General features: G+C 72.7%; 26 protein-coding genes. 8 read left to right on the top strand and 18 right to left on the bottom strand.

Translation table 11 applies throughout. The annotated features are described in order from the left end of the window. Positions 1 to 4: 4 nt before the first annotated feature. Together ACFVXN_RS15640 and ACFVXN_RS15635 are read right to left on the bottom strand one after the other, a co-directional pair. A complete protein-coding gene (locus ACFVXN_RS15640) occupies positions 5 to 1,357 on the bottom strand; it encodes a tripartite tricarboxylate transporter permease (protein WP_389234408.1) in 1,353 nt (450 codons plus the stop codon). A gap of 8 nt (positions 1,358 to 1,365) precedes the next feature. Beyond that, on the bottom strand, positions 1,366 to 1,608 hold the full coding sequence (locus ACFVXN_RS15635) for a hypothetical protein (protein ID WP_389234405.1): 243 nt from the start codon (positions 1,606 to 1,608) through the stop codon (positions 1,366 to 1,368). Between the two features lie 227 nt (positions 1,609 to 1,835). On the opposite strand from ACFVXN_RS15635, the gene ACFVXN_RS15630 reads away from it, so the two are divergent. Further along, positions 1,836 to 2,729 (top strand): SDR family oxidoreductase, encoded by an 894-nt coding sequence (locus ACFVXN_RS15630; RefSeq protein WP_389234402.1) that lies wholly within the window; start codon positions 1,836 to 1,838, stop codon positions 2,727 to 2,729. A gap of 83 nt (positions 2,730 to 2,812) precedes the next feature. On the opposite strand, the gene ACFVXN_RS15625 is transcribed toward ACFVXN_RS15630, so the two are convergent. From ACFVXN_RS15625 to ACFVXN_RS15610, 4 genes are read right to left on the bottom strand one after another with little or no spacing between them, the layout of a single operon-like run. Further along, the gene (locus ACFVXN_RS15625; RefSeq protein WP_389234399.1) at positions 2,813 to 3,595 is read right to left on the bottom strand and encodes a uracil-DNA glycosylase; all 783 of its coding nucleotides are present in this window, start codon (positions 3,593 to 3,595) and stop codon (positions 2,813 to 2,815) included. Between the two features lie 11 nt (positions 3,596 to 3,606). Further along, positions 3,607 to 4,227, bottom strand: a complete 621-nt coding sequence (locus ACFVXN_RS15620; protein WP_389234396.1) for an L-threonylcarbamoyladenylate synthase — start codon at positions 4,225 to 4,227, stop codon at positions 3,607 to 3,609. Between the two features lie 57 nt (positions 4,228 to 4,284). After that, a complete protein-coding gene (locus ACFVXN_RS15615) occupies positions 4,285 to 4,884 on the bottom strand; it encodes a class I SAM-dependent methyltransferase (protein WP_389234393.1) in 600 nt (199 codons plus the stop codon). A 44-nt stretch (positions 4,885 to 4,928) separates the two neighbouring features. Then, entirely contained in the window at positions 4,929 to 5,393 is a 465-nt protein-coding gene (locus ACFVXN_RS15610) for a DoxX family membrane protein (protein WP_389234390.1), read from the bottom strand. A 118-nt stretch (positions 5,394 to 5,511) separates the two neighbouring features. On the opposite strand from ACFVXN_RS15610, the gene ACFVXN_RS15605 reads away from it, so the two are divergent. Further along, a complete protein-coding gene (locus ACFVXN_RS15605) occupies positions 5,512 to 6,531 on the top strand; it encodes an aldo/keto reductase (RefSeq protein WP_389234387.1) in 1,020 nt (339 codons plus the stop codon). Continuing rightward, positions 6,528 to 6,962, top strand: a complete 435-nt coding sequence (locus tag ACFVXN_RS15600) for a MerR family transcriptional regulator (RefSeq protein WP_389234384.1) — start codon at positions 6,528 to 6,530, stop codon at positions 6,960 to 6,962. The genes ACFVXN_RS15605 and ACFVXN_RS15600 overlap by 4 nt, the downstream gene beginning before the upstream one ends. A 13-nt stretch (positions 6,963 to 6,975) precedes the next feature. Here the strand turns inward: ACFVXN_RS15600 and ACFVXN_RS15595 are convergent, their stop codons facing one another. The 3 genes from ACFVXN_RS15595 to ACFVXN_RS15585 form a co-directional block, all read right to left on the bottom strand. Next, a complete protein-coding gene (locus tag ACFVXN_RS15595; RefSeq protein WP_389234381.1) occupies positions 6,976 to 9,054 on the bottom strand; it encodes an elongation factor G in 2,079 nt (692 codons plus the stop codon). Between the two features lie 117 nt (positions 9,055 to 9,171). Next, positions 9,172 to 10,098 (bottom strand): FKBP-type peptidyl-prolyl cis-trans isomerase, encoded by a 927-nt coding sequence (locus ACFVXN_RS15590; RefSeq protein WP_389234378.1) that lies wholly within the window; start codon positions 10,096 to 10,098, stop codon positions 9,172 to 9,174. A gap of 96 nt (positions 10,099 to 10,194) precedes the next feature. Further along, positions 10,195 to 10,530 (bottom strand): winged helix-turn-helix transcriptional regulator, encoded by a 336-nt coding sequence (locus tag ACFVXN_RS15585; protein WP_389234846.1) that lies wholly within the window; start codon positions 10,528 to 10,530, stop codon positions 10,195 to 10,197. 162 nt (positions 10,531 to 10,692) lie between these two features. Between ACFVXN_RS15585 and ACFVXN_RS15580 the strand changes: the two genes are divergently transcribed. The 4 genes from ACFVXN_RS15580 to ACFVXN_RS15565 all read left to right on the top strand — a co-directional run bounded on the left by ACFVXN_RS15580 (position 10,693) and on the right by ACFVXN_RS15565 (position 15,005). After that, positions 10,693 to 11,553 (top strand): SDR family oxidoreductase, encoded by an 861-nt coding sequence (locus tag ACFVXN_RS15580; protein ID WP_389234375.1) that lies wholly within the window; start codon positions 10,693 to 10,695, stop codon positions 11,551 to 11,553. A 142-nt stretch (positions 11,554 to 11,695) separates the two neighbouring features. After that, entirely contained in the window at positions 11,696 to 12,697 is a 1,002-nt protein-coding gene (locus ACFVXN_RS15575) for a TIGR03557 family F420-dependent LLM class oxidoreductase (protein ID WP_389234372.1), read from the top strand. 154 nt (positions 12,698 to 12,851) lie between these two features. After that, complete coding sequence (locus tag ACFVXN_RS15570) at positions 12,852 to 13,997, top strand: VIT1/CCC1 family protein (protein ID WP_389234369.1); 1,146 nt, start codon at positions 12,852 to 12,854, stop codon at positions 13,995 to 13,997. Between the two features lie 66 nt (positions 13,998 to 14,063). Beyond that, positions 14,064 to 15,005, top strand: coding sequence for a siderophore-interacting protein (locus ACFVXN_RS15565; protein WP_389234367.1), 942 nt, complete (start codon positions 14,064 to 14,066; stop codon positions 15,003 to 15,005). Positions 15,006 to 15,632: 627 nt separating this feature from the next. On the opposite strand, the gene ACFVXN_RS15560 is transcribed toward ACFVXN_RS15565, so the two are convergent. From ACFVXN_RS15560 to ACFVXN_RS15535, 6 genes are all read right to left on the bottom strand, one after another. Beyond that, the gene (locus ACFVXN_RS15560) at positions 15,633 to 15,812 is read right to left on the bottom strand and encodes a hypothetical protein (RefSeq protein WP_389234364.1); all 180 of its coding nucleotides are present in this window, start codon (positions 15,810 to 15,812) and stop codon (positions 15,633 to 15,635) included. Then, entirely contained in the window at positions 15,809 to 17,329 is a 1,521-nt protein-coding gene (locus tag ACFVXN_RS15555; protein WP_389234361.1) for a hypothetical protein, read from the bottom strand. The genes ACFVXN_RS15560 and ACFVXN_RS15555 overlap by 4 nt, the downstream gene beginning before the upstream one ends. Before the next feature lie 93 nt (positions 17,330 to 17,422). Next, on the bottom strand, positions 17,423 to 18,274 hold the full coding sequence (locus ACFVXN_RS15550) for a hypothetical protein (RefSeq protein WP_389234359.1): 852 nt from the start codon (positions 18,272 to 18,274) through the stop codon (positions 17,423 to 17,425). A gap of 84 nt (positions 18,275 to 18,358) precedes the next feature. Continuing rightward, positions 18,359 to 18,616: a helix-turn-helix domain-containing protein gene (locus tag ACFVXN_RS15545; RefSeq protein WP_389234356.1), complete on the bottom strand. Its 258-nt coding sequence runs from the start codon at positions 18,614 to 18,616 to the stop codon at positions 18,359 to 18,361. Between the two features lie 385 nt (positions 18,617 to 19,001). After that, positions 19,002 to 19,430, bottom strand: coding sequence for a hypothetical protein (locus tag ACFVXN_RS15540; RefSeq protein WP_389234353.1), 429 nt, complete (start codon positions 19,428 to 19,430; stop codon positions 19,002 to 19,004). Positions 19,431 to 19,545: 115 nt separating this feature from the next. Beyond that, positions 19,546 to 20,217: a hypothetical protein gene (locus ACFVXN_RS15535; protein ID WP_389234350.1), complete on the bottom strand. Its 672-nt coding sequence runs from the start codon at positions 20,215 to 20,217 to the stop codon at positions 19,546 to 19,548. Positions 20,218 to 20,478: 261 nt separating this feature from the next. On the opposite strand from ACFVXN_RS15535, the gene ACFVXN_RS15530 reads away from it, so the two are divergent. Further along, positions 20,479 to 20,784 carry a hypothetical protein gene (locus ACFVXN_RS15530; protein ID WP_389234347.1) on the top strand — a complete coding sequence of 102 codons (306 nt, stop codon included), beginning with the start codon at positions 20,479 to 20,481 and terminating at the stop codon, positions 20,782 to 20,784. A 28-nt stretch (positions 20,785 to 20,812) separates the two neighbouring features. On the opposite strand, the gene ACFVXN_RS15525 is transcribed toward ACFVXN_RS15530, so the two are convergent. The 3 genes from ACFVXN_RS15525 to ACFVXN_RS15515 form a co-directional block, all read right to left on the bottom strand. Next, entirely contained in the window at positions 20,813 to 21,385 is a 573-nt protein-coding gene (locus ACFVXN_RS15525; RefSeq protein ID WP_389234344.1) for a hypothetical protein, read from the bottom strand. 209 nt (positions 21,386 to 21,594) lie between these two features. After that, the gene (locus ACFVXN_RS15520; protein WP_389234341.1) at positions 21,595 to 22,164 is read right to left on the bottom strand and encodes a hypothetical protein; all 570 of its coding nucleotides are present in this window, start codon (positions 22,162 to 22,164) and stop codon (positions 21,595 to 21,597) included. A 55-nt stretch (positions 22,165 to 22,219) separates the two neighbouring features. Continuing rightward, positions 22,220 to 22,471, bottom strand: a complete 252-nt coding sequence (locus ACFVXN_RS15515; RefSeq protein ID WP_389234338.1) for a helix-turn-helix domain-containing protein — start codon at positions 22,469 to 22,471, stop codon at positions 22,220 to 22,222. Between the last annotated feature and the right edge of the window lie 190 nt (positions 22,472 to 22,661).

Genomic DNA, 22,661 nt, shown 5'->3' with positions numbered 1-22,661 from the left:
TCCTTCACATCAGGTGCAGGACGAACCACGGGGCCGCGTACAGCGACATGAACTGCACCCCGAAGTTGACGCCCAACCGGTTCAGCGTGCCGCACGTCAGCCCGACGAGCAGCACGGCGAAGACGTTCACGAGTCCCGTGTCCAGGTACGCCAGCAGCAGGACGAACACCACGAACAGCGCCAGCACGGCCTCGTGCGGCACGTACCGGGTCACGATCGCGGTCAGCCGGAACGAGTACCGGACCGCGAGCACGTACGACAGCACCAGCGCGAGCACCCCGCCGACCAGCACCGCGACGACGAACTGCGACGTCGACAGCAGGTGGTGCAGGTTCTGGTCGAGGGTCAGCACCGGCGGCGCGTTGAACAGCGCGTTGGCCGGGCCGACCGCGACGGGGGACAGCGGCAGCCCGATCGCCAGCAGCGGGATGATGACCCCGGCCAGGTACGTCGAGTGCGCGAGGGCGGCCATCGCCGTGATGACCCGCGACGACCGCTGCACCGGGTCCTTCGCGCGGCTGCCCGCGGCCTCGCCCATCAGCAGGGTCAGGGCGACCGGGCTGAGGAAGAACAGCGGCGTGGACGCGGCGGACACCGCGGCGCTGGTGCCGAGCTCGGCGCGGGTCAGCAGCCGCCGCGGGCTCAGCGGTGCGCCCTTCAGCTCCGTGCGGGTGATCCGCACCGGCGTCCGGCCGGCGCGGGGGAGCGCGGCGCGCAGCGTGGGGTTGAGCAGCGTGGTGAGCGACAGCAGCAGCGGACCCGCGGTGATCGCGAGGAAGAACGACACGGTGATCGTGCCGTCCTCGGGGATCACTCCCTGCTGCCGGTAGAGCGCCTGCACCCCCTGGAACAGCAGGCCCAGCGGCACGATCGCCAGCAGCGAGAGCACCTTGTTCCGGCCGAGCAGCGCCAGGACCACGGCGCCGCCGACGAACAGCAGCGACCCGTACTCGCGCAGCTGGTCCGCGAACGGGGTGATCGCCCCGGCGATCAGCAGCGCCAGCGGCACCGAGATCAGCGTCCCGACGACCGAGCCGGCGGCCATCTTGCGGATCGTCTCCGCGGCCCGGCCCTGCTGCTTGAGGTGCAGCGCGTGGTCGATCATCGGCGCCGACAGCACCCCGCCGGGCAGGCCGACGAGCGCGGTCGGGATCGAGTTGGTGAGGTTCAGCGTCACGACGGCGGCGATGAAGAACGCCAGCACGACCTGCGGGTCCGTCCCCGCCAGGACCAGGGCGAGCGTGACCGGCAGCAGCACGGAGGTCTCGTCGGTGCCGGGGATGAACCCGATGAGCGTGTAGAGCGCGACCGCCGCGAGGGCGGCGCCGACCATCGGCAGCAGCAGCGTGAGGTCCACGGCCGGGCTCAGGCGGCGGGGTCGTCGTCGGCGACGATCTGCACGTCGCGCTTCGGGCGCACCAGGGCGACCGCGGCGGCGAAGCCGACGACCGCGCCGCCGAGCCCCCAGAAGAACTCGGACTGCCCGAGCACGCGCCCCAGCACCACGGCGGCGACCGTCGCGGCCGCGCACGCCGCGAGGGCGACGACCAGGTCCCGCATCGACACCCGGTCACCCCAGATCTCGACGTACTGCTCGTCGTCGCTCACGTCCGCTCCTGCCGTCATGTCCGGGTCGACACCCTAGGGCGCCACCTGCGCGGACCCTGTGCGGCGGGTGTGCGTGCGTCGTGCACGTTCTCCTGCGCGGACGCGGGGCGGGGTGGCGCGGGTGGCCGGGGGCCACTGTGCGCGGGCGGCGCCCGGTGCGGCAACTCGGGGGAGCGAGATCACCCCTCCGGTGGCGCCCGGCGGCAGGACCCGGAGCATGGAGAGGTATGAGCGACCAGACGACACCCCAGGACCCGACCACCCAGCACCCCGCTCCCCAGCAGCCCGACCGCGACATCGCGCACCCCGGCCTCACCGGGGACATGCAGCAGCAGCCGGACCACGGCGAGGACACCTACGTCGGCTCCGGCCGGCTCGAGGGGAAGCGCGCGCTCATCACCGGCGGCGACTCGGGCATCGGACGCGCGGTCGCGATCGCCTACGCCCGGGAGGGCGCGGACGTCGCGATCGTCTACCTGCCCGAGGAGGAGCCCGACGCCCAGGAGACGGTGCGCCTGGTCGAGGCCGCGGGCCGGCGCGCGCTCGCCCTGCCCGGCGACATCCGCGACGAGGCGTTCTGCGCCGAGGTCGTCGAGCGGACCGTCGCGGAGCTCGGCGGGCTCGAGGTGCTGGTGAACAACGCCGCCTACCAGATGGCCCAGGACGGCGGGCTGCTGGACCTCACCACCGAGCAGCTGGACCGGACGATGAAGACCAACGTCTACGCGCTGTTCTGGATCACGAAGGCCGCGCTGCCGCACCTGCGCCCGGGGTCCTCGGTGATCAGCACGACGTCGGTCCAGGCGTTCGAGCCGAGCCCGCAGCTCATCGACTACGCCAGCACCAAGGCGGCGATCCTCAACTTCACGAAGGCGCTCGCGCAGCAGGTCGCCGAGCAGGGCATCCGGGTCAACGCGGTCGCGCCGGGGCCGATCTGGACGCCGCTGATCCCGGCCACGATGCCGGGCGAGAAGGTCAAGGAGTTCGGCGGCGACACCCCGCTCGGCCGCGCCGGCCAGCCCGCGGAGCTCGCCCCCGCGTACGTCTTCCTCGCGAGCCAGGAGGCCAGCTACATCACGGGCGAGCGCATCGTCGTCACGGGCGGCCGCATCGTCGGCTGACTCGCCGGCCGAGGTCGAGGGTTTCGCGCGAGGTCGAGGGTTTCAGCGGGCCTTCCAGCACGAAACCCTCGACCTCGGCCCCCTCACCCACGCGCGAGGGTGAGGGAGCGGCGCAGGACGGCGTCCAGCATCGCGGGGGTGAGGCGGCCCGTGAAGGTGTTCTGCTGGCTGACGTGGAAGCAGCCCAGGAGCGTCAGCCGCTCCCCGGTGCCGGGGCGGTGGAGCACCTCCTCGGCGCCGTGGGCGAACCGCGGGCGGGGGCGCGGGACCGCCCAGCCCTGCTCGGCGAGGGTCCGCAGCAGCGCGTCCCAGCCGAACCCGCCGAGCACCACCGCCACCCGCGGCCGCACCAGCTCGAGCTCGCGCGCCAACCAGGGACCGCAGCGGTGCCGCTCCTCCGGCAGGGGCTTGTTGTCCGGTGGCGCGCAGTGCACCGGTGCGGTGATCCGGACGCCGGTGAGGGTCAGGCCGTCGCCCGCGTGCACGGAGGTGGGCTGCGAGGCCATCCCGACCCGGTGCATCGCCGCGAACAGGAAGTCGCCCGACCGGTCGCCGGTGAACATCCGGCCGGTGCGGTTCGCCCCGTGCGCGGCCGGCGCGAGGCCGACCACCAGCACCCCGGCGTCGGGGTCCCCGAACCCCGGCGCGGGCCGGGCCCAGTAGGTCTCGTCGCGGAACGCCGCGCGCTTCACGGTCGCGACGTGCTCCCGCCACGCGACCAGCCGCGGGCACGCCCGGCACTCGACGACGCTCCCGTCGAGCTCGGCGAGGTCGAGCGCCCGCGCCGCCGCCCTCGCCGGGAACCCGGGGTCCTCGGGCCGGCCGGGGTCGCCGGGCCGGCCGGCGGGTGCGGGGTCCGGGTGCACCGACGGCACCGTCAGGCGAAGCGGTCCGGGTCGCCCGCGCCGACGCGGACGACCTCGGGGTAGCCGTCCGACCAGTCGACGACCGTGGTCGGCTCGGTGCCGCACTCGCCCGCGTCGACGACCGCCTCGACCAGGTGGTCCAGCTCCTCCTTGACGGTCCAGCCGTCGGTCTCCGGCTCGGTGCGGCCCGGCAGGATCAGCGTCGAGGACAACAGCGGCTCGCCCAGCTCCCGCAGGATCGCCTGCACCACCCGGCTGTCCGGGATGCGCACGCCGACGGTCTTCTTCTTCGGGTGCGCGAGCCGGCGCGGCACCTCCTTCGTCGCCGGGAGGATGAACGTGTACGAGCCCGGGGTCGCGGCCTTGATCGCGCGGAACGGCGCGTTGTCCAGCCGGACCAGCTGGCCGAGCTGCGCGAAGTCCGCGCACATCAGCGTGAAGTGGTGCCGGTCGTCGAGGTGCCGGATCGACCGGATCCGGTCCGCGCCGGCGTGGCTCTCCAGACGGCAGCCGAGCGCGTAGCCCGAGTCCGTCGGGTAGGCGATGAGCGCGTCGTCGCGCAGCAGGGCGACCAGCTGGGCCACCGACCGTGCCTGCGGGTCGTGCGGGTGGACGTCGAGGTACCGGGCCATGTGCCGAGCGTAGGACGTGCACGCGACCGTGCCAGCCGGGACGGGCGACCGCGGGTCCTAGCCCAGCACCGCGACCAGGAAGTCCGCGTCGGGCTCGAACGGCCGCAGGTCCCAGGTGCTGAACCGCTGCTGGACGCGCAGCCCGGCCGCGCGGGCGTCGTCGTCCAGCGACTCGAACGCGTAGCCGCGCCCGGCGCCGAAGCCGACGACGAGCCGCCCCCCGGGGACCAGGTGCGCGTGGATCCGGCGGAGCACCTCGACCTCCGTGCCGGGCGCGACGAACGTCAGCACGTTGCCCGCCATCACCGCGACGTCGAACTTCTCGGTGACGCCGGTCGCCGGCAGGTCGAGCTCCGCGAGGTCGCCGACGTGCCAGTCCCCGCCGGGGTGGTCGGCGCGGGCGGCCTCGACGAGGACGGGGTCCACGTCGACGCCGACCACGGTGTGCCCGCGACGGACCAGCTCGCCGCCGACCCGGCCGGGCCCGCAGCCGGCGTCGAGCACGCGCGCGCCCCGCGGGAGCATCGCGTCGACCGTCCGCGCCTCGCCCGCCAGGTCGGCGCCCTCGGCGGCCATCGTCCGGAACCGCTCGACGTACCAGGTGGACCGGTCGGGGTTCTGCCGGCCGATCTGCTCCCAGCGGGTGGGCTGACGCACGGGTGGCTCCTCGGTTCCGGCGGGTGGGGCACCGGCGAGCCTAGTCAGTGGTGGACGGCCTTCCTCGCCTTCTTCGTGGCCCTGACGCCGGCCTTCTTCGCCGAGGACGTCAGGGCGTCGACCAGGTAGGACGCGGCGGCGCCGAGCATGATGACGTCCTTCGCGACGCCGATGCCGTCCGGGCTGGGGCGGGGGTCGTTCGCGCCGCGCCGCAGCGCCGGGGTGCGCCAGTACATGCCGACCAGGCCCGCGGAGAACGCCGTGAACCCGGTCGCGACGGCGACGCGCGGCAGCACCGGCACCAGCAGGGCGACGCCGAGGCCGATCTCCGTGGCCGCGAGCGCCCTCGTGAACGTCTTCGGGTCGACGTCCTCCAGGAACGGGTACGCGCCGGCGGCCATGCCGTGGTAGCCGGCGGCGGCCTGCTCGTCGGCGCTGAGCTTGTCGACGCCGGAGCTGAGGATGTACGCGCCGGCACCGAGCCGGACGGGGAGATGGCGGAGCTTCACGGGGTGTCCTCCTCGACGAGCGGGTGGTGCTCCGACGCTACGACCGGTCGGCCCGGTCCGCAGCGCGTTCGCGGTCCGGCTTGACTTCGAGCGCGCTCGAAGGAGCACGGTCGCACCCATGAGCCTCAGCACCCGCACCCTCGGCAGCGCCGCGCACGGCACCGCCCTCACCGTCTCCGCCCTCGGCCTCGGCTGCATGGGCATGTCGGAGTTCTACGGCGCGACGTCCGCGCCCGGCTCGGACCAGGAGCGCGAGTCCGTCGCGACGATCCACCGGGCCCTCGACCTGGGCGTCACCCTGCTCGACACCGCCGACATCTACGGCCCGCACACCAACGAGCGCCTAGTCGGCCGGGCGATCGCCGGACGGCGCGACGAGGTGGTCCTCGCGACCAAGTTCGGCGTCGTGCGCGACCCCGACGCGGCGGGCGCGCGACGCGTGGACGGCCGCCCGGAGTACGTCCGGGCCGCGCTGGACGCGAGCCTGCAGCGGCTCGGCGTCGACCACGTCGACCTGTACTACCAGCACCGCGTCGACCCGCAGGTCCCCGTGGAGGAGACCGTCGGGGCGCTCGCCGAGGCCGTCGCGGCCGGCAAGATCCGGCACATCGGCCTGTCCGAGGCCGGCGCGGACACCATCCGGCGCGCGCACGCCGTGCACCCGGTCACCGCGGTGCAGACCGAGTACTCGCTGTGGACCCGCGACGTCGAGGACGCCGTGCTGCCGACGCTGCGGGAGCTCGGTATCGGCCTCGTCCCGTACTCGCCGCTCGGCCGCGGGATGCTCACCGGGTCGATCACGGCCGCGACCGACCTGGCCGACGACGACTTCCGCCGTGCCAACCCCCGGTTCTCGGGCGACGCGTTCGACGCGAACCGCGTGCTGGTCGAGCGCGTGCAGGCGCTCGCCGAGGACCGCGGGGTCACCGCCGCGCAGCTCGCGCTGGCCTGGGTGCTCGCGCAGGGCCAGGACGTCGTGCCGATCCCCGGCACCCGGCGGGTCCGCTACCTCGAGCAGAACGTCGCCGCGGCCGACGTCCGGCTCACCGCCGAGGACCTCGCGGCGCTCGCGGCCGCCGTCCCGCCGGAGGCCGTCGCCGGCGACCGGTACCCCGACATGAGCAGCATCGGGCGGTGAGCGGGCGCATGCTGGGTGCCGTGACCGACGACACCCGCACGCTCACCATCGCCGAGGCCGCGGCGGCGACCGGGCTGACCCCGCACACGCTGCGGTACTACGAGCGCGACGGACTGCTGCTCGACGACGTCGGGCGGGCGTCGTCCGGGCACCGCCGCTACACCCGGCGCGACCTCGCGTGGCTGCACCTGCTGACCCGGCTGCGGTCCACGGGCATGCCGATCCGGGAGATCCGCGCCTACGCCGACCTGGTCCGCCAGGGCGAGAGCACGGAGCCGGAGCGGCTCGCGATGCTCCAGGCGCACCGGGACGCCGTCCGGGCCCAGCTCGCCGAGGCTGCGGATCACCTGGCGGCGATCCAGCTGAAGATCGACGTGTACGAGGGCCGGCTCGGCAGCGGGGTCCCGGTGCCGGAGGCGGTCGCGGGCTGACGCCGGCCGGCGCTCAGGCCGGGGCCAGGTGCCCCGGCCTGAGCTCGTACGGCCCGGGGGTGAGCACGACCTCCCCGTACCCGCCGGTCAACGCGCGCAGGTCCAGCGCGTACCGAGCGAGCTCGGCCTCGGGGGCGACCGCCTCGATCCGGACCCGGCCGTCGTCGGTGGTGCCGGTCGCGCTGATCCGGCCGCGCCGCCCGGAGAGGTCGCCGAGCACGTCCCCCTGCGCGGCCGCCGGGACCAGCACCTCGACGTGCAGGGTGGGCTCCAGCAGCACCGTGCCCGCCGACGCCAGCGCCGCGCGCACCCCGGCGGCGGCGGCCGTGCGGAACGCCATGTCCGAGGAGTCGACGGCGTGCGCACGCCCGTCGTGCACCTCGACCTGCACGTCCACGACGGGGTGGCCCAGCGGACCGCCCGCCGCCAGCGCCTCGGCCGCCCCGCGCTCGACGGCCGGCAGGTAGGACCGCGGCACCGCGCCGCCGACCACGGAGTCGACGAACGCGAACCCCGAACCCGCCGGCAGCGGCGTCAGGCGCAGCTGCACCACGGCGAACTGCCCGTGGCCCCCGGACTGCTTCTTCAGCCGCCCCTCGGCCGCCGCGGGTCCGGCGAGCGTCTCCCGGTAGGAGATCCGGACCGGCTCGGTGGTGACGTGCACGCCGAACACCCGCGCGAGCCGCTCGACGGCGACGGCGAGGTGCGCGTCGCCGAGCCCGCGCAGCACGGTCTGGTGCGCGGTCCGGTCGACGTGCAGCGTCGGGTCCTCGGCGACGAGCCGCGCGAGCGCCCCCGACAGCCGGTCGTCGTCGGCCTGGCTGACCGGCGCGACCGCGACCGCCAGCACCGGCGGACGGGCCGGCAGGTCCGCCGGGCGGACGGGCTGGGCGCGACCGGCCAGCAGGCTGCTGGTGGGCGTCCCGGTGAGCTTGGCGACCGCGGCGATGTCGCCCGCGCGGACCACGTCGGTCGGCACGTGCTCGCGCCCGCGCAGCCGGAACAGCCCGTGCAGCCGCTCCGTGACGCCCGTCGTGGTGTTGACCAGGTGGTCGCCCGGGCGCACGGTGCCGGACAGCACCCGGAACACCGACACCTGACCGACGAACGGGTCCGCGACCGTCCGGAACACGTGCAGCACCGGCTCGCCGTCCGGGTCGGCGGGCAGGGTGGTCTCCGCGGTCGCGCCGTCGCCGCCGACCCGCACCCGCGCCGGCCGGTCCGCGGGCGCCGGACCGACCTCGCACAGCAGGTCCGCCAGGCGGTCGACGCCCACCCCGGTGGTCCCCGACGCGACCAGCACCGGGACCGCGTCGCCCGCGAGGACCTCGTGGGCGAGCGCCCGGACCAGGTCCGCGGTGCCGGGCACGTCGCCCGCGAGGTAGCGCTCCAGCTGCTCGTCGTCGTGGGCGACGATCTCCTCCGCCACCGCGTCGTGCAGCAGCCGCTCCTGCCCGGCGACGTCCGCGGGCAGGTCGCCGTCGTGGTGCCGGCCGTCGGGGTCGTAGTCGAGGGCCCGGTCGGACAGGACGTCCGCGACGCCGTGCAGCGCCTGCTCCTCCCCGAGCGGCAGCTCCAGCGGCAGCACGCCCGCGGGGTCGTGGCCGGTGCGCGCCGCGAGGTCGCGGACCTGGTCGAGCACCCGGTGGAAGTCCGCGCGGGCCCGGTCCTCCTGCGTGACGACGACCAGCCGGGGGAGCCCGGCGTCGTCGCACCGCCGCCACGCGGCCTCGGTGCCGGACTGGACCCCGTCGACCGCGCTCACGACGACCACCGCGAGGTCCGCGACGGCCAGAGCCGCGTCCACCGCACCGGCGAAGTCCGGCGACCCCGGGGCGTCCAGCAGCGTGATCCGGTGCGGGCAGCCCCGGCTGCACGTCCAGTCGAGGTCCGCGACGCCGAGCGCGACCGACGAGCCGCGCGCGACCTCCTCGGGCTCGTGGTCGCACACGGCCGTGCCGTCGGCGACACGGCCGGCCCGGGGGACGGCGCCCGCCCGCAGCAGCAGCGCCTCCGCCAGGGTCGTCTTGCCCGCACCGCCGTGGCCCACCAGCGCCACGTCGCGCACCGTCGGCGTCGTCGCCGTGTCCATCCGGGCCTCCTGTGTGCCGCAGACCACCGCAGACCGCCAGGCTATCGGCGCGGGTCCACGCGCAGAAGGGCCCCCGGTCGCGGTGTGCGACCGAGGGCCCTCCCGAGGAGCCGGGGCTCAGGAGGCGGACAGGATGTCCACCACGAAGATCAGCGTCGAGCCGCCGGGGATGGAGTCGTTGCCCTCGGCGCCGTAGCCCAGGTCCGGCGGGATGACGAGCAGCACCTGGCTGCCGACGGTCTGCCCCGCGAGGCCCTGCTGCCAGCCCGGGATGACCCCGCTCAGCTGGAACGACGAGGCCGAGCCGCGCTCCCAGGAGGAGTCGAACGGGGTGCCGTCCCACAGCCAGCCCGAGTACTGCACGGTGAGCGTCTGGCCGGCCTCGACGGCGGCGCCCGCGCCCTGGATGAGCGGCTGGACGACGAGCTCGGCCGGCGGCTCGCCCTCGACGGTCTCGATCGACGGGGCGCCGTCCTCGGCCAGGGTGACCGTGGGCAGGCCCGCGGGGATGTCGGTGACCGCCGTGCCCTCGGCGCGCGTCGGGATCGCCTCGGTGCTCATGATCTCGACGGCCATGAGGATGGCGTCCTCCGCGGCCGGGCTCGCGTAGAGCGCGCGGGCGCCGACCTGGGCGCCGACCAGCACGTCGAGCAGGGCGTCGGGGACGTTGCCCTCCTCCATGACGTAGGCCTGCGGCTCGGCGCCGTAGGTCCCGCCCTGGGCCGAGCCGTCGGTGCCGGAGACCGCGGCGATGTTGAGCATCACCTGGTGCCCCTGCTCGACGGTCGCGCCGTCACCGGGGACGGCGATGCGCGCGACGTCCGCGGAGACGGTGAACGGCTGCTCGAACTCGAGGGTCGGCTCCGCGCCGGGCTCGCCGGTGACGGTGACGGCCTCGAGGGCGGCGACGTCCGCGGCGCTCGCGGTCGCGGCGGCGGAGGCCGTCGCGGACGGGGTGGGGTCCGCGTCCGAGGACCCGCCGCTGCACGCGGCGAGCAGGACCAGGGAGGCGGCGAGGAGGGTGGCGGTGGCCGTGCGGCGCACGTGCTCGTCCTTCGTTCGGGGTCGTGGGGTTCGCGGCCATCGTAGGCGCCCCGGATGTGGCCGCCGGGGTGAGTAGGTGGTGGTCCCGTGCAGTGCTCAGGGACGGGCGACGATGGCGTCCGCGTGCCGGGTGATCCAGGCCATCAGCGGCAGCAGGTGCGCGGCCAGCTCGTCGCCGAGCGGGGTCAGGGAGTAGTCGACCCGCGGCGGGATCGACGGGGTCGCCTCGCGCAGCACCAGGCCGTCGGCCTCCAGGGTGCGCAGCGTCGAGGCCAGCATCTTCTCGCTGATCCCCTCGACGAGCCGGCGCAGCTCGCCCCAGCGCAGCGTGCGCTCCGACAGCGCCACCAGCACGAGGACGCCCCACTTGCTTGTCACGTGGTCCAGGACGACGCGGCTGGGGCAGGCGGCGGGCAGCACGCCGCCCGTCATCAGTCCGGCGAGGACGGATTCCTGCACCTGCGGGGCTGTGGCCTGCATGCTTACGCTCACGCCAGTACCTTACGTCAAAGTGGGTACCGGCGATCCGGAAGGCACCCCGGGCGTCGGCGGTTGCACGGGGTGATCACGCACGCACCACCGAGAGGAACCCCCATGTCGATCGTCGTCACCGGTGCCACCGGCCACCTCGGCCGCCTCGTCGTCGAGCACCTGCTGGCCGACGGCGTCCCCGCCGACCAGGTCGTCGCGACGGGCCGCCGCACCGAGCGCCTCGCCGACCTCGCCGAGCGGGGCGTCCGCGTCGCCGCCGTCGACTACGCCGCCCCCGAGACCCTCGACGCGGCGCTCGCGGGCGCGGACACCGTGCTGCTCGTGTCCAGCAGCGAGGTCGGGCAGCGCGTCGCCCAGCACACCGCCGTGATCGACGCGGCCGTCCGCGCCGGCGTCGGCCGCCTCGTCTACACGTCCGCGCCGAAGGCCGACACCAGCGCCCTGGTGCTCGCGCCGGAGCACAAGGCCACGGAGGAGGTGCTGCGCGCGTCCGGGCTGACCTTCACGATCCTGCGCAACGGCTGGTACACCGAGAACTACCTCGGCGACCTGCAGCAGGCCCGCGAGACCGGCGAGATCGTCGCCGCCGCCGGCGAGGGCCGGGTCGCCAGCGCCCCGCGCGACGACTTCGCCGCCGCGGCCGCGGTCGTGCTCCGCACCGAGGGCCACGACGGCGCGGTCTACGAGCTCGCGGGCGACCACGCCTGGGGCTACGACGAGCTCGCCGCCGCCGCGACCGAGGTGCTCGGCCGCCCGGTGGTCTACCGCGCCGTGACCTCCGAGGAGCGCCACGCCGGCCTGGTCGCCGCCGGCCTCGACGAGGGCACCGCCGGGTTCGTCGTCGCGCTCGACGAGAACACCCGCGACGGCCTGCTGGCCGAGTCGGACGGCACCCTCGCCCGCCTGATCGGCCGCCCGACGACCCCGCTGGTCGACGCCCTCCGCGCGGCGCTCGCGGCCTGACCCGGGCGCGCCGAGACAGGACCGTGCCGCCGAGACAGGGCCTCCGGGCGCCCTGTCTCGGCGCGGCGGTCCTGTCTCGGCGGCCGGGCGGCGGCCGGCGCCTCCGGGTGCCGGACCGGCGCGGCGGTGTGAGAGTCGGGGGATGACGCGATTCGGGTACACCCTCATGACCGAGCAGTCCGGGCCGAAGCAGCTCGTGGGGTACGCCGTGGACGCCGAGAAGGTCGGCTTCGACTTCGAGGTGTCCAGCGACCACTACTTCCCGTGGCTCGACGAGCAGGGCCACGCGCCGTACGCCTGGTCGCTGCTCGGGGCGGTCGCCCACGCGACGTCGCGGGTGGACCTGATGACGTACGTGACCTGCCCGACGGTCCGTTACCACCCGGCCGTCGTCGCGCAGAAGGCTGCCACGGTCGGCGTGCTGTCCGACGGCCGGTTCACGCTGGGGCTCGGCGCCGGCGAGAACCTCAACGAGCACGTCGTCGGGGAGCGCTGGCCCGCTGTCGGTGAGCGGCACGACATGCTCGAGGAGGCCGTCGAGATCATCTCCGCCCTGCTCGACGGCGAGCGGCTCACGTTCGACGGCGTGCACTTCCGCACGGACTCCGCGAAGCTCTGGGACCTGCCTGCGGACCCGGTCGAGCTCGCGGTCGCGGTCTCCGGCTCGCAGTCGATCTCCCGGTTCGCCCCGCTGGTCGACCACCTGGTCGCGACCGAGCCGAAGGCCGAGCTGATCCAGGGCTGGGACGAGGCGCGCGCGGAGGCGGCCGGCGACCGCACCCCCGCCCCGTCGCGCAAGATCGGCCAGATCCCGATCTCCTGGGACCCGGACGTCGAGGTCGCGACGCGGCGGGCCCACGAGCAGTTCCGCTGGTTCGCCGGTGGCTGGCACGTGAACGCCGACCTGCCGACGACCGAGGGCTTCGACGCGGCCAGCCAGTTCGTGCGGCCGGACGACGTCGCGCAGACGATCCCGTGCGGCCCCGACCTGGACGCGGTCGTCGAGGCCGTGTCCGCGTACTGGGAGGCGGGGTTCACCGACATCGCCCTGGTGCAGGTCGGCGACGCGGCGCAGCAGCGGTTCCTGGACGAGGCGGCCGGCCCGCTGCTGGACAAGCTCCGCGCCGCGGCCCCGTCATCCTGAGCCCCGCGGTTGCGCAACCGGACGTCTGAGCAACGCCGGGGTTGCGAGGGTGTCCGGCCGCGCGCGCCGGGGTCGTGCGGACGGGTCGATTCGGGCGCCCGAATCGGCCCGGATCGCGTGACTCGGCGTCTGGCTGCACGCACCATGGATCACCGTGCCACCCACCGACAGCCCCGCGGGCGCCCGTTCCGCTGCCCCGACCGCCCGCCAGGTCCGCCGCTGGCGCCGCTACCTCGCGGACGAGCGCGCCGAGGCCGCCGCCTACCGCGACCTCGCCTCGCGCCGTACCGGTGAGGAGCGCGCCATCCTGCTCGCCCTGGCCGACGCCGAGAAGCGGCACGAGCAGCACTGGCTCGACCTCCTGGGGGACCAGGTCGGCCGCCCGCTGCCGGGCGACATCCGGTCCCGGGGGCTCGGCTGGATGGCGCGCCGGTTCGGCGGGGTGTTCGTGCTCGCGCTCGCCCAACGCGCCGAGGCCCGGTCCGCGTACGAGCAGGACGTCGACGCCACCGCGACGATGGCCGCCGACGAGCGGATCCACGAGGAGGTCGTGCGGAGCCTCGCGATGCGGGGCCGCAACCGGATCTCCGGGACGTTCCGCGCCGCGGTGTTCGGCGCCAACGACGGCCTGGTGAGCAACCTCGCGCTGGTGCTCGGCATCGGCGCGAGCGGCGTCGCGACCTCGACCGTGCTGCTGACCGGCCTGGCGGGGCTGCTCGCCGGTGCGCTGTCGATGGGCGCGGGCGAGTACGTGTCGGTGCGGTCCCAGCGGGAGCTGCTGGAGGCGTCCCGGCCCAGCGCGCAGGCCCGCGAGGCGCTGCCGCACCTCGACCTGGACGCCAACGAGCTGGCGCTGGTCTACCGGGCCCGCGGCATGTCGGCGGACGAGGCCGCCGCGCGCGCGAGCGAGGTCCTGGCCCGCGCGGCGCTGCTGGACGCGGCGTCGCCCGTGCTCGCCAGCGACCTCGGCGGCGGCGACGCACCCGAGGACGGTGCGCCGGAGGTCGACGAGCACGAGTCCGTGGGCAGCGCGGTCGGCGCGGCCGCGGCGAGCTTCTGCTTCTTCGCCGGCGGCGCGATCATCCCCGTGCTCCCGTATCTGTTCGGTCTCGAGGGCTGGCTCGCCGTGGGCGTCGCGACGACGCTGGTCGGCATCGCCCTGCTCGGCACCGGCGCGACGGTGGGCGTGCTGTCGGGGTCGTCGCCCGCGAAGCGCGCGCTGCGCCAGCTCGCGATCGGCCTCGGCGCCGCGGCGGCGACCTACCTCCTGGGTCTCGCGTTCGGCACGTCGGTCGCCTGACCGGCGGTGCCCACGGTGTGGGACACCTCATAGAGGTAAGCCTTACCTTCGATGTACGGTGATCGCATGACCGCGTCCACCACCGCCCCGGCCGTCACGACGCCGTTCCGGTTCTTCGCCGTCCGCGTGGCGCGGATCACCGACCTCAGCCCGTCGTTCCGCCGGTTCACGTTCACCGGCGACGACCTCGACCAGTTCGCCGACAACGGGTACGACCAGCGCATCAAGCTGCTGCTCCCGCTGCCCTGCGGCTACGACGTCGTCCCCCAGGGCGAGTCCTGGTACCTGGACTGGCGCGAGCTCCCCGACGAGCTCCGGCACCCCATCCGCACCTACACGGCCCGCGGCGTCCGGCACGACGTCCGCGAGCTCGACGTCGACGTCGTGCTGCACGGCGACGCCGGCCCCGCCTCCCGGTGGGCGGGCTGCGCGCAGGTCGGGGACACCCTGGTGGTCCTCGGCCCGAACCGCGAGCACGACGGCCCCGCCGGTGGCATCGACTTCGTCCCGCCGGCCCACGCCGACCGCCTGCTGCTCGCCGGAGACGAGACCGCCGCCCCCGCGATCGTCGGCATCCTCGACCGGCTGCCCCGCGACGCCCGCGGCGAGGCCGTCATCGAGGTCCCGCACGCCGGCGACCACATCCCCGTCGACGCGCCCGCCGGCGTCACCGTCCGGTGGCTGCCCCGCGACGGCGCCGCCCACGGCTCGCTGCTCGTCCCCGCCGTGCAGGCCGCGTGCAAGCGCCTCATCCCGCACGACGCCCCGCTGCCCGAGGGCATGGAGCTCGAGGACGTCGACATCGACAGCGGCATCCTGTGGGAGGTCCCCGTGGACCACGCCACCGGCGAGCCGCTGCGACAGTCCACCGCGCTGTACGCGTGGCTCGCGGGGGAGGCCGGGGCGATCAAGACCCTGCGGCGGCACCTCGTCGGGACCTGCGGGGTGGACCGGAAGTCCGTGGCGTTCATGGGGTACTGGCGCGAGGGGCGGGCCGAGGGGGCCTGAGGCCGTGGTTGCCGGCATCTGCGATTGGCTGGAACAGGAGTCGGTCCGCTGGAATCGTCGGCCCAAACGCCTCGTCCGCTGGAACGGTGCCGCGGTTCGTCGAGTTCGCGAGATGGCACCACTGCCGCCTCGACGCGCCCGGCCGTGACCCCGGGCGTCTCGACCTGCGTCACGATCGCGGTCGTGCCGGCTTCGGAGGTGAACCCCTCGACCTGCTCCGCGGTCGTGACGAGCGCGTCGCTCTGGTCGTACGCGTTGAACACCACCGTGGCGAATCCTCCGACGCACCCGGAGTTCAACACCAGGGCGGTCGCAAACGCGTAGTCACCCTCCTGCTCGAAGCCGGACGCCAGGATCTCTGTCGCGGTCGCTGACCGCCTTCGGTGCGGCGGCCGGCGCCTCGGATTCCACGCTCGTTGGAGCGGAAGCCGCGTTCGTACCCTGCACCTCGGCGGCCGAGCAAGGTGACAAAAGCCCGCTTGCGGAGGGTCAGAATGCGTCACCTGACCGGCGTAGTGCCTGGTGCCCAGCAATGGCGACAGCGAGTCACCAGGGTGTAACGCCCCAGGTCGGCGCTCCGCGTGAACGGAGGTGCCGCGGGTCAGCTCGACGGGCTGCTGCCGCCGTTCAGCGCTGCCCAAGCCTCGGGGTGGTCAGCTGAACCACGTCCGGACGACGCTCCTTGCCGTCCCAGCCTGCCTTGAGGCGTTGGCCGGAAGCCTCAGCGGAGGAGACGCGGAGGACTGCGCGGCCAGACCGACTCGGCCGCTCGACGCGGATGACCTTGCGGTTCTTCGGATCGCTCATGCCGGTGCTCCTGTCCCGTTGCTCGTCGCGTCAGTCTTCCTCAACCGTGTGACAACGGACAGCAGTGCGGTCCACGCCAGAATCACCGCGACGACGAGCGACGTGCCCGCGCCGCCCCACCACAGCGTGTGACGCCATCCGTCGTGCAGGACGCCGACGATACTCCCGGCGCTTGCGAGGAGGAGGAGGGCACACCCGATCACGACCACGCGAAGTGGCCTGAGCATCCTGGCGACCATCACGTGTTCTTTCCCGCCGACGGCGAGAGCCACGACCACCGCTGGCACGGCTAGGAGCAGAGCAGCAGCGCCGTCGCTTGCTCGCAGGAGCGCGGACTGTGCGCCCGGCAGGAGCAGCCCTAACAGCAGGATCGCGGCGGTGAGCAGGCAGACGAGGGTGGTGTGCAGCCGGAGTCCCTCGAAAGGGACGCGGAACTGGACCTGTACCCCTTGGTCGGGGTTCTCGTTGTAGGCCGCCGCGGCGTGGGCGACGCCAGTTGGAGTCGTGTCGACGGTGTTCCGATCGCCCTGGCCGGCGACGACGGGCATGGCGAGTCTTTCGCATCGGAGGCCCGCCGGGATGACCATCTCGAAGTGGTGGGAGGTTGCCCCGGCCGGGTGGCTCAGGTCGAACTCGACCTCGAGCGGGTCGAGACCCGCGGCGAGGCGAAAGCGACTGATGGGGCCCTTCGTGATTCCGAGCCGATCCCTGAGTGCGACGAGTTTGCGGGCCAGTGCTGAGGGGGAACTGCGCTCGGGACGCGTATCCAACTCTTCAGTCGAGTGGTGCTCGTACTTGATGACCTGGCGCTGCCCCGCCTGCGTCTCAGGGAGGAGAGCGATCAGCACGTAGAGGTCGGCCAGAGCGAGGATGAGGTTGGCGGCATAGCTGCTCACATCGTTGGGGTCGATGCACTGAACGTCCCGATACGTGCCATCGACCACGAGGTCCTCCGCGACGCGTTCGGCCTGTTCGCGGTCAGCGTCCACCACGTCGGCCAATGCCCGTCGGAGGGTCGCCTCATCACCTCGCTCGACGGCGGCAGGTCCGACTTCGTAGACCAGAGTGTCGACCATCAGCTGTCGGTACTCGGCACGGCCGATGACGGGCATCGAGTTCCCGTTGCTGTCCCGCATGTCGAAGCCTCGCAGAGCGCCTTTCTGCATGTACGTGATGGGCACAAGGACGGATGAGTGCGCCACCGCCGAAGCGGATGTGTTCAGTTCGTAGCGGAGGCCCGGTAGGGCCTGCGGGACGCAGTCGATCGAGACCCGGGTGAGCGAGTACGAGCCCTCCTGGAACAGCCGGGTCTCGACCTTGCGGAGTTGCCATGACCGCTGAGAAAACAGAACGGCCGCAAGCGAAGCCGCCGACTCGTTCGCCCCAAGATCAGTCGAGCTCGGGACCGCGGCATCAACGAGGTCGCCGGTGCTGGGCTTGGCGATGCATCGGGTGCGCCAGTTGAGCCCCATGTCACCTCCACCGGCGTGCGCTTCCGTTGCCGTCGACGAGATCATGACACTCCACCCGCCTCGACGCGTGGAGGTCATTGGCCACGTCTGGGCCAGCGACAGCACGACCGTTGCAGGCAGTCGAGGGGAGGCGCGGGATCAAGGCTCGACGGGGGCATCCTTACCGATGTCGTGAACGTCAGGCGCCCGGAGCGGTTCTGCGCCGGCCGCAGGGAGAGTTGGAGCGAAAGCCGAAGCCGGGTCATCGACGACCACCGGAGCCGGCTCATCAGCTAGGTCAGTTGGATCGGGCGTGAGGCTGCGTTCCCGGGCGCGTGTAGCAGCCAACCGTTCCATCTCGTGGTGCTCTTCATCCAAGCGCTGATCCAGGTCGCTGTTCCAGACACGGATGCCCGGTCCAAAGTGGTTTACCGTCCACGACGCCAACCGACGATCGATACTTCTCAGTGCTTCGGCGGCGTCGTGAGCGCCGCGTACCGCGACGCGACGAAGGCGGTAGCCAGTCGAGAGGTCTAAGTCGTACGACAGCGGTGCTTGCTTCCGCCCGTGAGCGTCGGCGCATTCGACGGTTACCCGGTAGCGCATCGGGAGCTCGGTCTTGATCCGCTCGTGCGACAAGTCGAAGAGCGTCTCGATCCGTCGACCCGGAGGCATCGCGCTGATCCCCTCGGTGACAAGAGCGGAGTCTTGCAGCGCGAACTGCTCGCTCTTGTCCTGGCTCGAACTCAGCGGCGGATCGAAGGTCAGCTTCACGTCGCGGGCCAGGGTCTGCCCGACGTTCACGACGACGAGGTTGATGACGTTCAGCCAGACGACGCTGGACTCGAAGTCGACGACGACGAACGGCCTCGACTGGTCCTCGCGGGTCTGTCTCGCTAGCTGGACCTGTCCGCGGGCGTACCACGCTGCCCATACCGCGACGGCCAGCGTGAGGACCGCAGCCACAGCTACCACGACATCCGTCCACAGCGGGCCCGAGTTCGTGCTCATGCTCGAAACCGTAGCGTTGGGCTACGACACTCCCAACCACCCGAAGCCTGCAGCGATGGTCGCCTACGGCGTATCGATCGAGGGCTAGACGTGGATGTCCGCAGCGGCGCGCAAGAGCTCGACTACGGCGGCGGGGTCTCGCAACTGGACGGTGCGCTTCCATCGTTCTGGCCGACGTGTGCTGACCACGAGCCCGACTTCTTCGAGCGCGTCGACGTGGCCGGATACGACCGCCGTGCTGCTCAGGTCGAGAGTGCGCCGTAGGTCTTCGCACGACGGCCCAGGTTGGTCGCTCCTCGCCACCTCGCTGAGAATGCGCAGCCGGGTGGTCTGGGCGATCACCTGGAGCACGCGAGCCGCGTGTGCGAGTTCCGTGTCCGACAACCCGAGATCTGCCATGCGCCAACTTCGACCGCTGGGACCTTGGCTCTAGACATGCCTCACCTTTCGCTCGTCGGCGAATGAGCTCGTTCCCCGCGCCGTCACCCCTGCACCCGCAGAGGCCACCGCGGTGGGTCTGCGGGAAGGAGGTGGTCCGGATGCCACAGCCCATGTGCAATGAGCACGGGGTCGAGATGGACTTCGACGTCGACTGCTGGCGGTGCCCCGTCGGAAACTGCGTCCGCCCCATGCGGCGCTGACCGGCGAGGAGACCCGGCTCGGACGAGCCGGGTCTCCTCCGGGACCGTGCCCGCTAGCGACCCAGTTGGCAGCCTGAGGTGCGCGGCTACGCATCAGTGACGCTCAGCGCCCTCAGGCGCTGCACCTCGGCGTGCAGTTCGGCAGTCACCCCGTCACGGGAGGGCCTGCGCGCGGACTCCTCTGAGTAGAGGGCTCTCGTCCTTGGTACGGATTCGCGAGGGAGCGCGGCGAGGGCAGCTCGGATCTCGCCCGTGTCGATTGGCCGCAGATAGACGTTGGGCAACAGGGCCTCGTGATGCGTGAGCAGCGTGGTCACGTGAACGAGGTCAGCGCGCGCTAGGCCGGCCGATGCACGCCTTTCACGGTCCTCCGCGAGTTGTTGATGGGCATCGTCTGCGCGCTTCTCGGCTCGACGCGCGTCCTGGCGGGCGTGACGCAATCCGACCCAGGCGACCAAGGCGACGGCGCCGTTGACGAAGACGCTAAACCAGTCAGGAACCGTCCCCAGATTCACGGTGCACACGGTAGCGGTGAAGGCGCGCGTGGTGTTCTGCGCGTCGTGCAGGGGCGGATCGCGACCTGGCTTCTACGGCTCGGGGACGTGGTGACAGCTGCTCGCAAGGCCGAAATCATGCGCGGTTGATCAGTCCGAGTGAAACCGCGCGCTCTTCGGCGAAAGGGTGGACCAGTGACTCGTCGCGCACGAAGAGCTGACCCGACACCCGCACGAAGCCGAGCGACTCCCATACGTGGTCGGTTCGCGCGATCGCGTCTGGAGACGGGTCGGGGTGCTCCTCGTCCCAGTCCTCGTACGGATGGCTGTGGACGCCCACGAGCGAGATCGGCGCCTCGGTGACCATGCCGATCGCCTTGTCCGTCAGCACGCGTCCGAGTCCGAACCCGCGCCAGGCCGGCAGTAGCCACACTCGGTCGAGGAACACGAACGAGTACGCTCCGACCAGTCCGCCCAGACGGTCCTCGACCTCCTCGGTGAACTCCCCGTCCGCGGAGAACAGCGGCATCATCTCGGCCGCGTCGGCGCTGTCCTCGTCGAGAGCGTCGCGCGCGTCGACCTCGAGCAGGTTCAACGTCAGGCCCCGCATCACGAAGATCGTCACGCGCGTGAACTCCGGGTCGTCGCCGAGTGTGGCGACGTCCGATTCGGGCGCGCTCAGGTCAGCGAGCCGCTCCGACTCGACCAAGACCGACCCGGCGATCTGCCACTCGACGACACCCTCCCGGTCGAACGGGGTGGAGCTCGCGTGGAGCTCCAGCTCGACACCCGCGACAGCGTCGATCACCCACTGATCTAGTCGCCTGTGCTCCACAGGGAAGATCTTGCACCGTTGGCGTTATCGAGGCGGACTGTTCGCGCAGAGATCCGTGACTTCGTCACGGTTCCGCAGCGGTACTTGCGCTGTACGCACGGCGCGTGGTTCATTGCTCGCGCTGCGTCCCCTGACATCACACATCGCCGAATCGGTTAGCCAGGGGTAGCCGGGCATCAACTCACTCACACGCGCGCAGCAGTCCTTCATTGGCCTGCGTGTGGAGTGTGCCCGATGACCGAGCTCGACGTGTCGACGCCGACGAACCCTGCGGGCGCTGCATCCGAGGGCATGGCGCCGTCCGCCCTCACAGGCTCGATCCTCGCCATGCGCCCGTTCTCGATGTACTTCGAGTCCTTGGCTCGTCGTCGCTTCTCGGGAACGAGCAGCAGCGCGGAGCAGCTGCAGCTGATGTGCGGTGCCCACCCCCGTCTGTACCTGGTGTGCGTCACGCTGGACATCGTCGTCGTCCAAGTGCCGCTCGTGCTGATGGCGGTGGCAGCGGCAGGAGCGGGCGCTTACCGGGTCGTGATGCCGTGAGAGGTGTGGGCTCGGAGAAGCCACCAGTTCAGCGCGGTCGACGCGAGTCGTCGTCCAGCCACCTCCACGTCGTCCGTGCATAGCGCAAGGTCGGCGGGTTCCCGGCCACCTTGACGTGGAACGTCACCCTCGCCCGGCGAGGGGCCATGGTCACCCATCCGGGGCCGACCTCCACGTTCCGTACCCGGGGATCGCGGGCGGCGTCCTCGACGGGGCCCTCCCAGCGTCCCTGGACGGTGACCTTGACGTTCGTGTCGATCTCCCAGACCGCGGCACCCTCCTTCGTGACGCGAACACGGCCGGGTCTGTCGGGCTCGTCGCGCCGAGCAACTCGCGCGACGACGGCGCCGGGCACGCCCGGAGGTGGCTCCAGGTCGAGAGTTGCGAGCGGTACGCCGAGGACCCGGCGGAAGTACCCATCGATGTCGACACCGGGCTTGCGCGCGGCCGCCTTCTCGCGGGCGGCAGCGCGGGACACGGCCGCCCGCGCGGCGAGGTCGGGATTGCGCTCTTCCCATATCCGGAGTGCGTCCGTGTACGAGATCGCGAGCTCGCGCTGGATCGCGCGTGCCCCGCGCGATCGGTCTCGGGCGAGGCTCATAGGCCCGGTCCGGTCACACTGGGATCAAGGGCGACTTGGAGATGCATCGGCAACACCCTTCTTCACCACGGCTGCGTTGCGCGCTCCCGGTGGGTGTCCCGACGTCGCCAGTGTGCTCCGGCCGGCGGCCGGCGGACAAGAGCCGCCGGGCTGTCAGCCGACCATCGCCGACGGACCGACGGCGGCGAGGGTTCGGACCCGTGCAGCGGTCACGTGGCGCGAAGGTCGGCGATGGTGACGGTGTCCGCGGCGTACTTCGGGCGAGCGTCCAGCTGGACGAGATCCCCGTTGCTCTCGCGTCGCCACCAGCGACCGGCGGCGTCTCGGAAGGTCAGTGCGGACAGGGTGCTGCTGTCCTCGTCCGGAGGGCCGTCGTCCGTGCGGTCGCGGACCCACTTGACCATCACGACCGGCGCCGGCGTCGGTGGGAGAACAGCGCGCACCACCACGAAGCTCGTTGACGACCCCGACCAGGCGTGCGGTACGGCGACGTCGTAGACGGGAGAGTCGCTGGTGTTGTGCGCCCACAGGACCTCGGTGCCGCCGTACGGGTCGACCGCGTACTCGGGGATCTCGTACGCGATCCGGACGTCGGCCCAGGCGACGACTCTCTGGGCCTGGCTCCTGATCTCGGCTTCGTGGTGGGCCGCCTGCTCCTGGCGCCGTTCTGCACGGTCCTCCCGGCGCCGGTACAGGTCGAAGGCGACAGCGACGATCGCCGCGGCTGCGGCGACGACAGAGGCGCCGGCGGCTACGACGGTCCAGAACTCGGCGGTCACGGCGTCACGCTAGCTCCCACTCCACCGGCGGCGCGGCGAACCCTGCACTCGAGGCTCAGTGGTGACCGTCTTCCGCTTCCACGTGGGGGAAGAACGACCGCGGCGATACGTGCAGCGCGGAGGCGAGCTGCCAGATGCTGGTGAGCGTGGGGTTGCGCACGCCCGTCTCCACCTCACCGACGTACGTCCGTCCGACGCCCGCGGCGTGCGCCAGCTGCTCCTGGGTCAGCCCGGCGTCGGTCCTGATCAGCCGCAGCGTCGTGCCGAAGGAGCGCAGCTGCGTCGCTTCGGGTTCCTGACGGGGCACCCGCTCGACGCTAGGAGCGCGGGGACGCGAGCTCGACCCCCTATAAGTGGAGCCTGATCCATCCCTCACTGTCTAGACACTACGCGCTTTGAGCAGGGGCGCGAAGCGCTGCCGCGGCCATCGGGCGTCTTGACGGCGGCCCAACGATGTCTACTATGAGTGGAGTTCAGTCCGCAGTAACGCGCCTCCG

Origin of the sequence: Cellulomonas sp. NPDC058312 (assembly GCF_042880135.1) — a bacterium.
Taxonomy (GTDB): domain Bacteria; phylum Actinomycetota; class Actinomycetes; order Actinomycetales; family Cellulomonadaceae; genus Cellulomonas.
The sequence above is the reverse complement of the archived record's forward strand: the minus strand, read 5'-3'. Positions and strand labels throughout refer to the sequence as shown.

What these genes read in the sequence shown, in the direction of transcription:
- ACFVXN_RS15630 (WP_389234402.1), top strand. Translation starts at nt 1,836, where the DNA reads ATGAGCGACCAGACGACACCCCAGGACCCGACCACCCAGCACCCCGCT.
- ACFVXN_RS15620 (WP_389234396.1), bottom strand. Translation starts at nt 4,227, where the DNA reads ATGGCCCGGTACCTCGACGTCCACCCGCACGACCCGCAGGCACGGTCG.
- ACFVXN_RS15605 (WP_389234387.1), top strand. Translation starts at nt 5,512, where the DNA reads ATGAGCCTCAGCACCCGCACCCTCGGCAGCGCCGCGCACGGCACCGCC.
- ACFVXN_RS15595 (WP_389234381.1), bottom strand. Translation starts at nt 9,054, where the DNA reads ATGGACACGGCGACGACGCCGACGGTGCGCGACGTGGCGCTGGTGGGC.
- ACFVXN_RS15585 (WP_389234846.1), bottom strand. Translation starts at nt 10,530, where the DNA reads ATGACGGGCGGCGTGCTGCCCGCCGCCTGCCCCAGCCGCGTCGTCCTG.
- ACFVXN_RS15580 (WP_389234375.1), top strand. Translation starts at nt 10,693, where the DNA reads ATGTCGATCGTCGTCACCGGTGCCACCGGCCACCTCGGCCGCCTCGTC.
- ACFVXN_RS15575 (WP_389234372.1), top strand. Translation starts at nt 11,696, where the DNA reads ATGACGCGATTCGGGTACACCCTCATGACCGAGCAGTCCGGGCCGAAG.
- ACFVXN_RS15565 (WP_389234367.1), top strand. Translation starts at nt 14,064, where the DNA reads ATGACCGCGTCCACCACCGCCCCGGCCGTCACGACGCCGTTCCGGTTC.
- ACFVXN_RS15560 (WP_389234364.1), bottom strand. Translation starts at nt 15,812, where the DNA reads ATGAGCGATCCGAAGAACCGCAAGGTCATCCGCGTCGAGCGGCCGAGT.
- ACFVXN_RS15555 (WP_389234361.1), bottom strand. Translation starts at nt 17,329, where the DNA reads ATGATCTCGTCGACGGCAACGGAAGCGCACGCCGGTGGAGGTGACATG.
- ACFVXN_RS15550 (WP_389234359.1), bottom strand. Translation starts at nt 18,274, where the DNA reads ATGAGCACGAACTCGGGCCCGCTGTGGACGGATGTCGTGGTAGCTGTG.
- ACFVXN_RS15530 (WP_389234347.1), top strand. Translation starts at nt 20,479, where the DNA reads ATGACCGAGCTCGACGTGTCGACGCCGACGAACCCTGCGGGCGCTGCA.
- ACFVXN_RS15525 (WP_389234344.1), bottom strand. Translation starts at nt 21,385, where the DNA reads ATGAGCCTCGCCCGAGACCGATCGCGCGGGGCACGCGCGATCCAGCGC.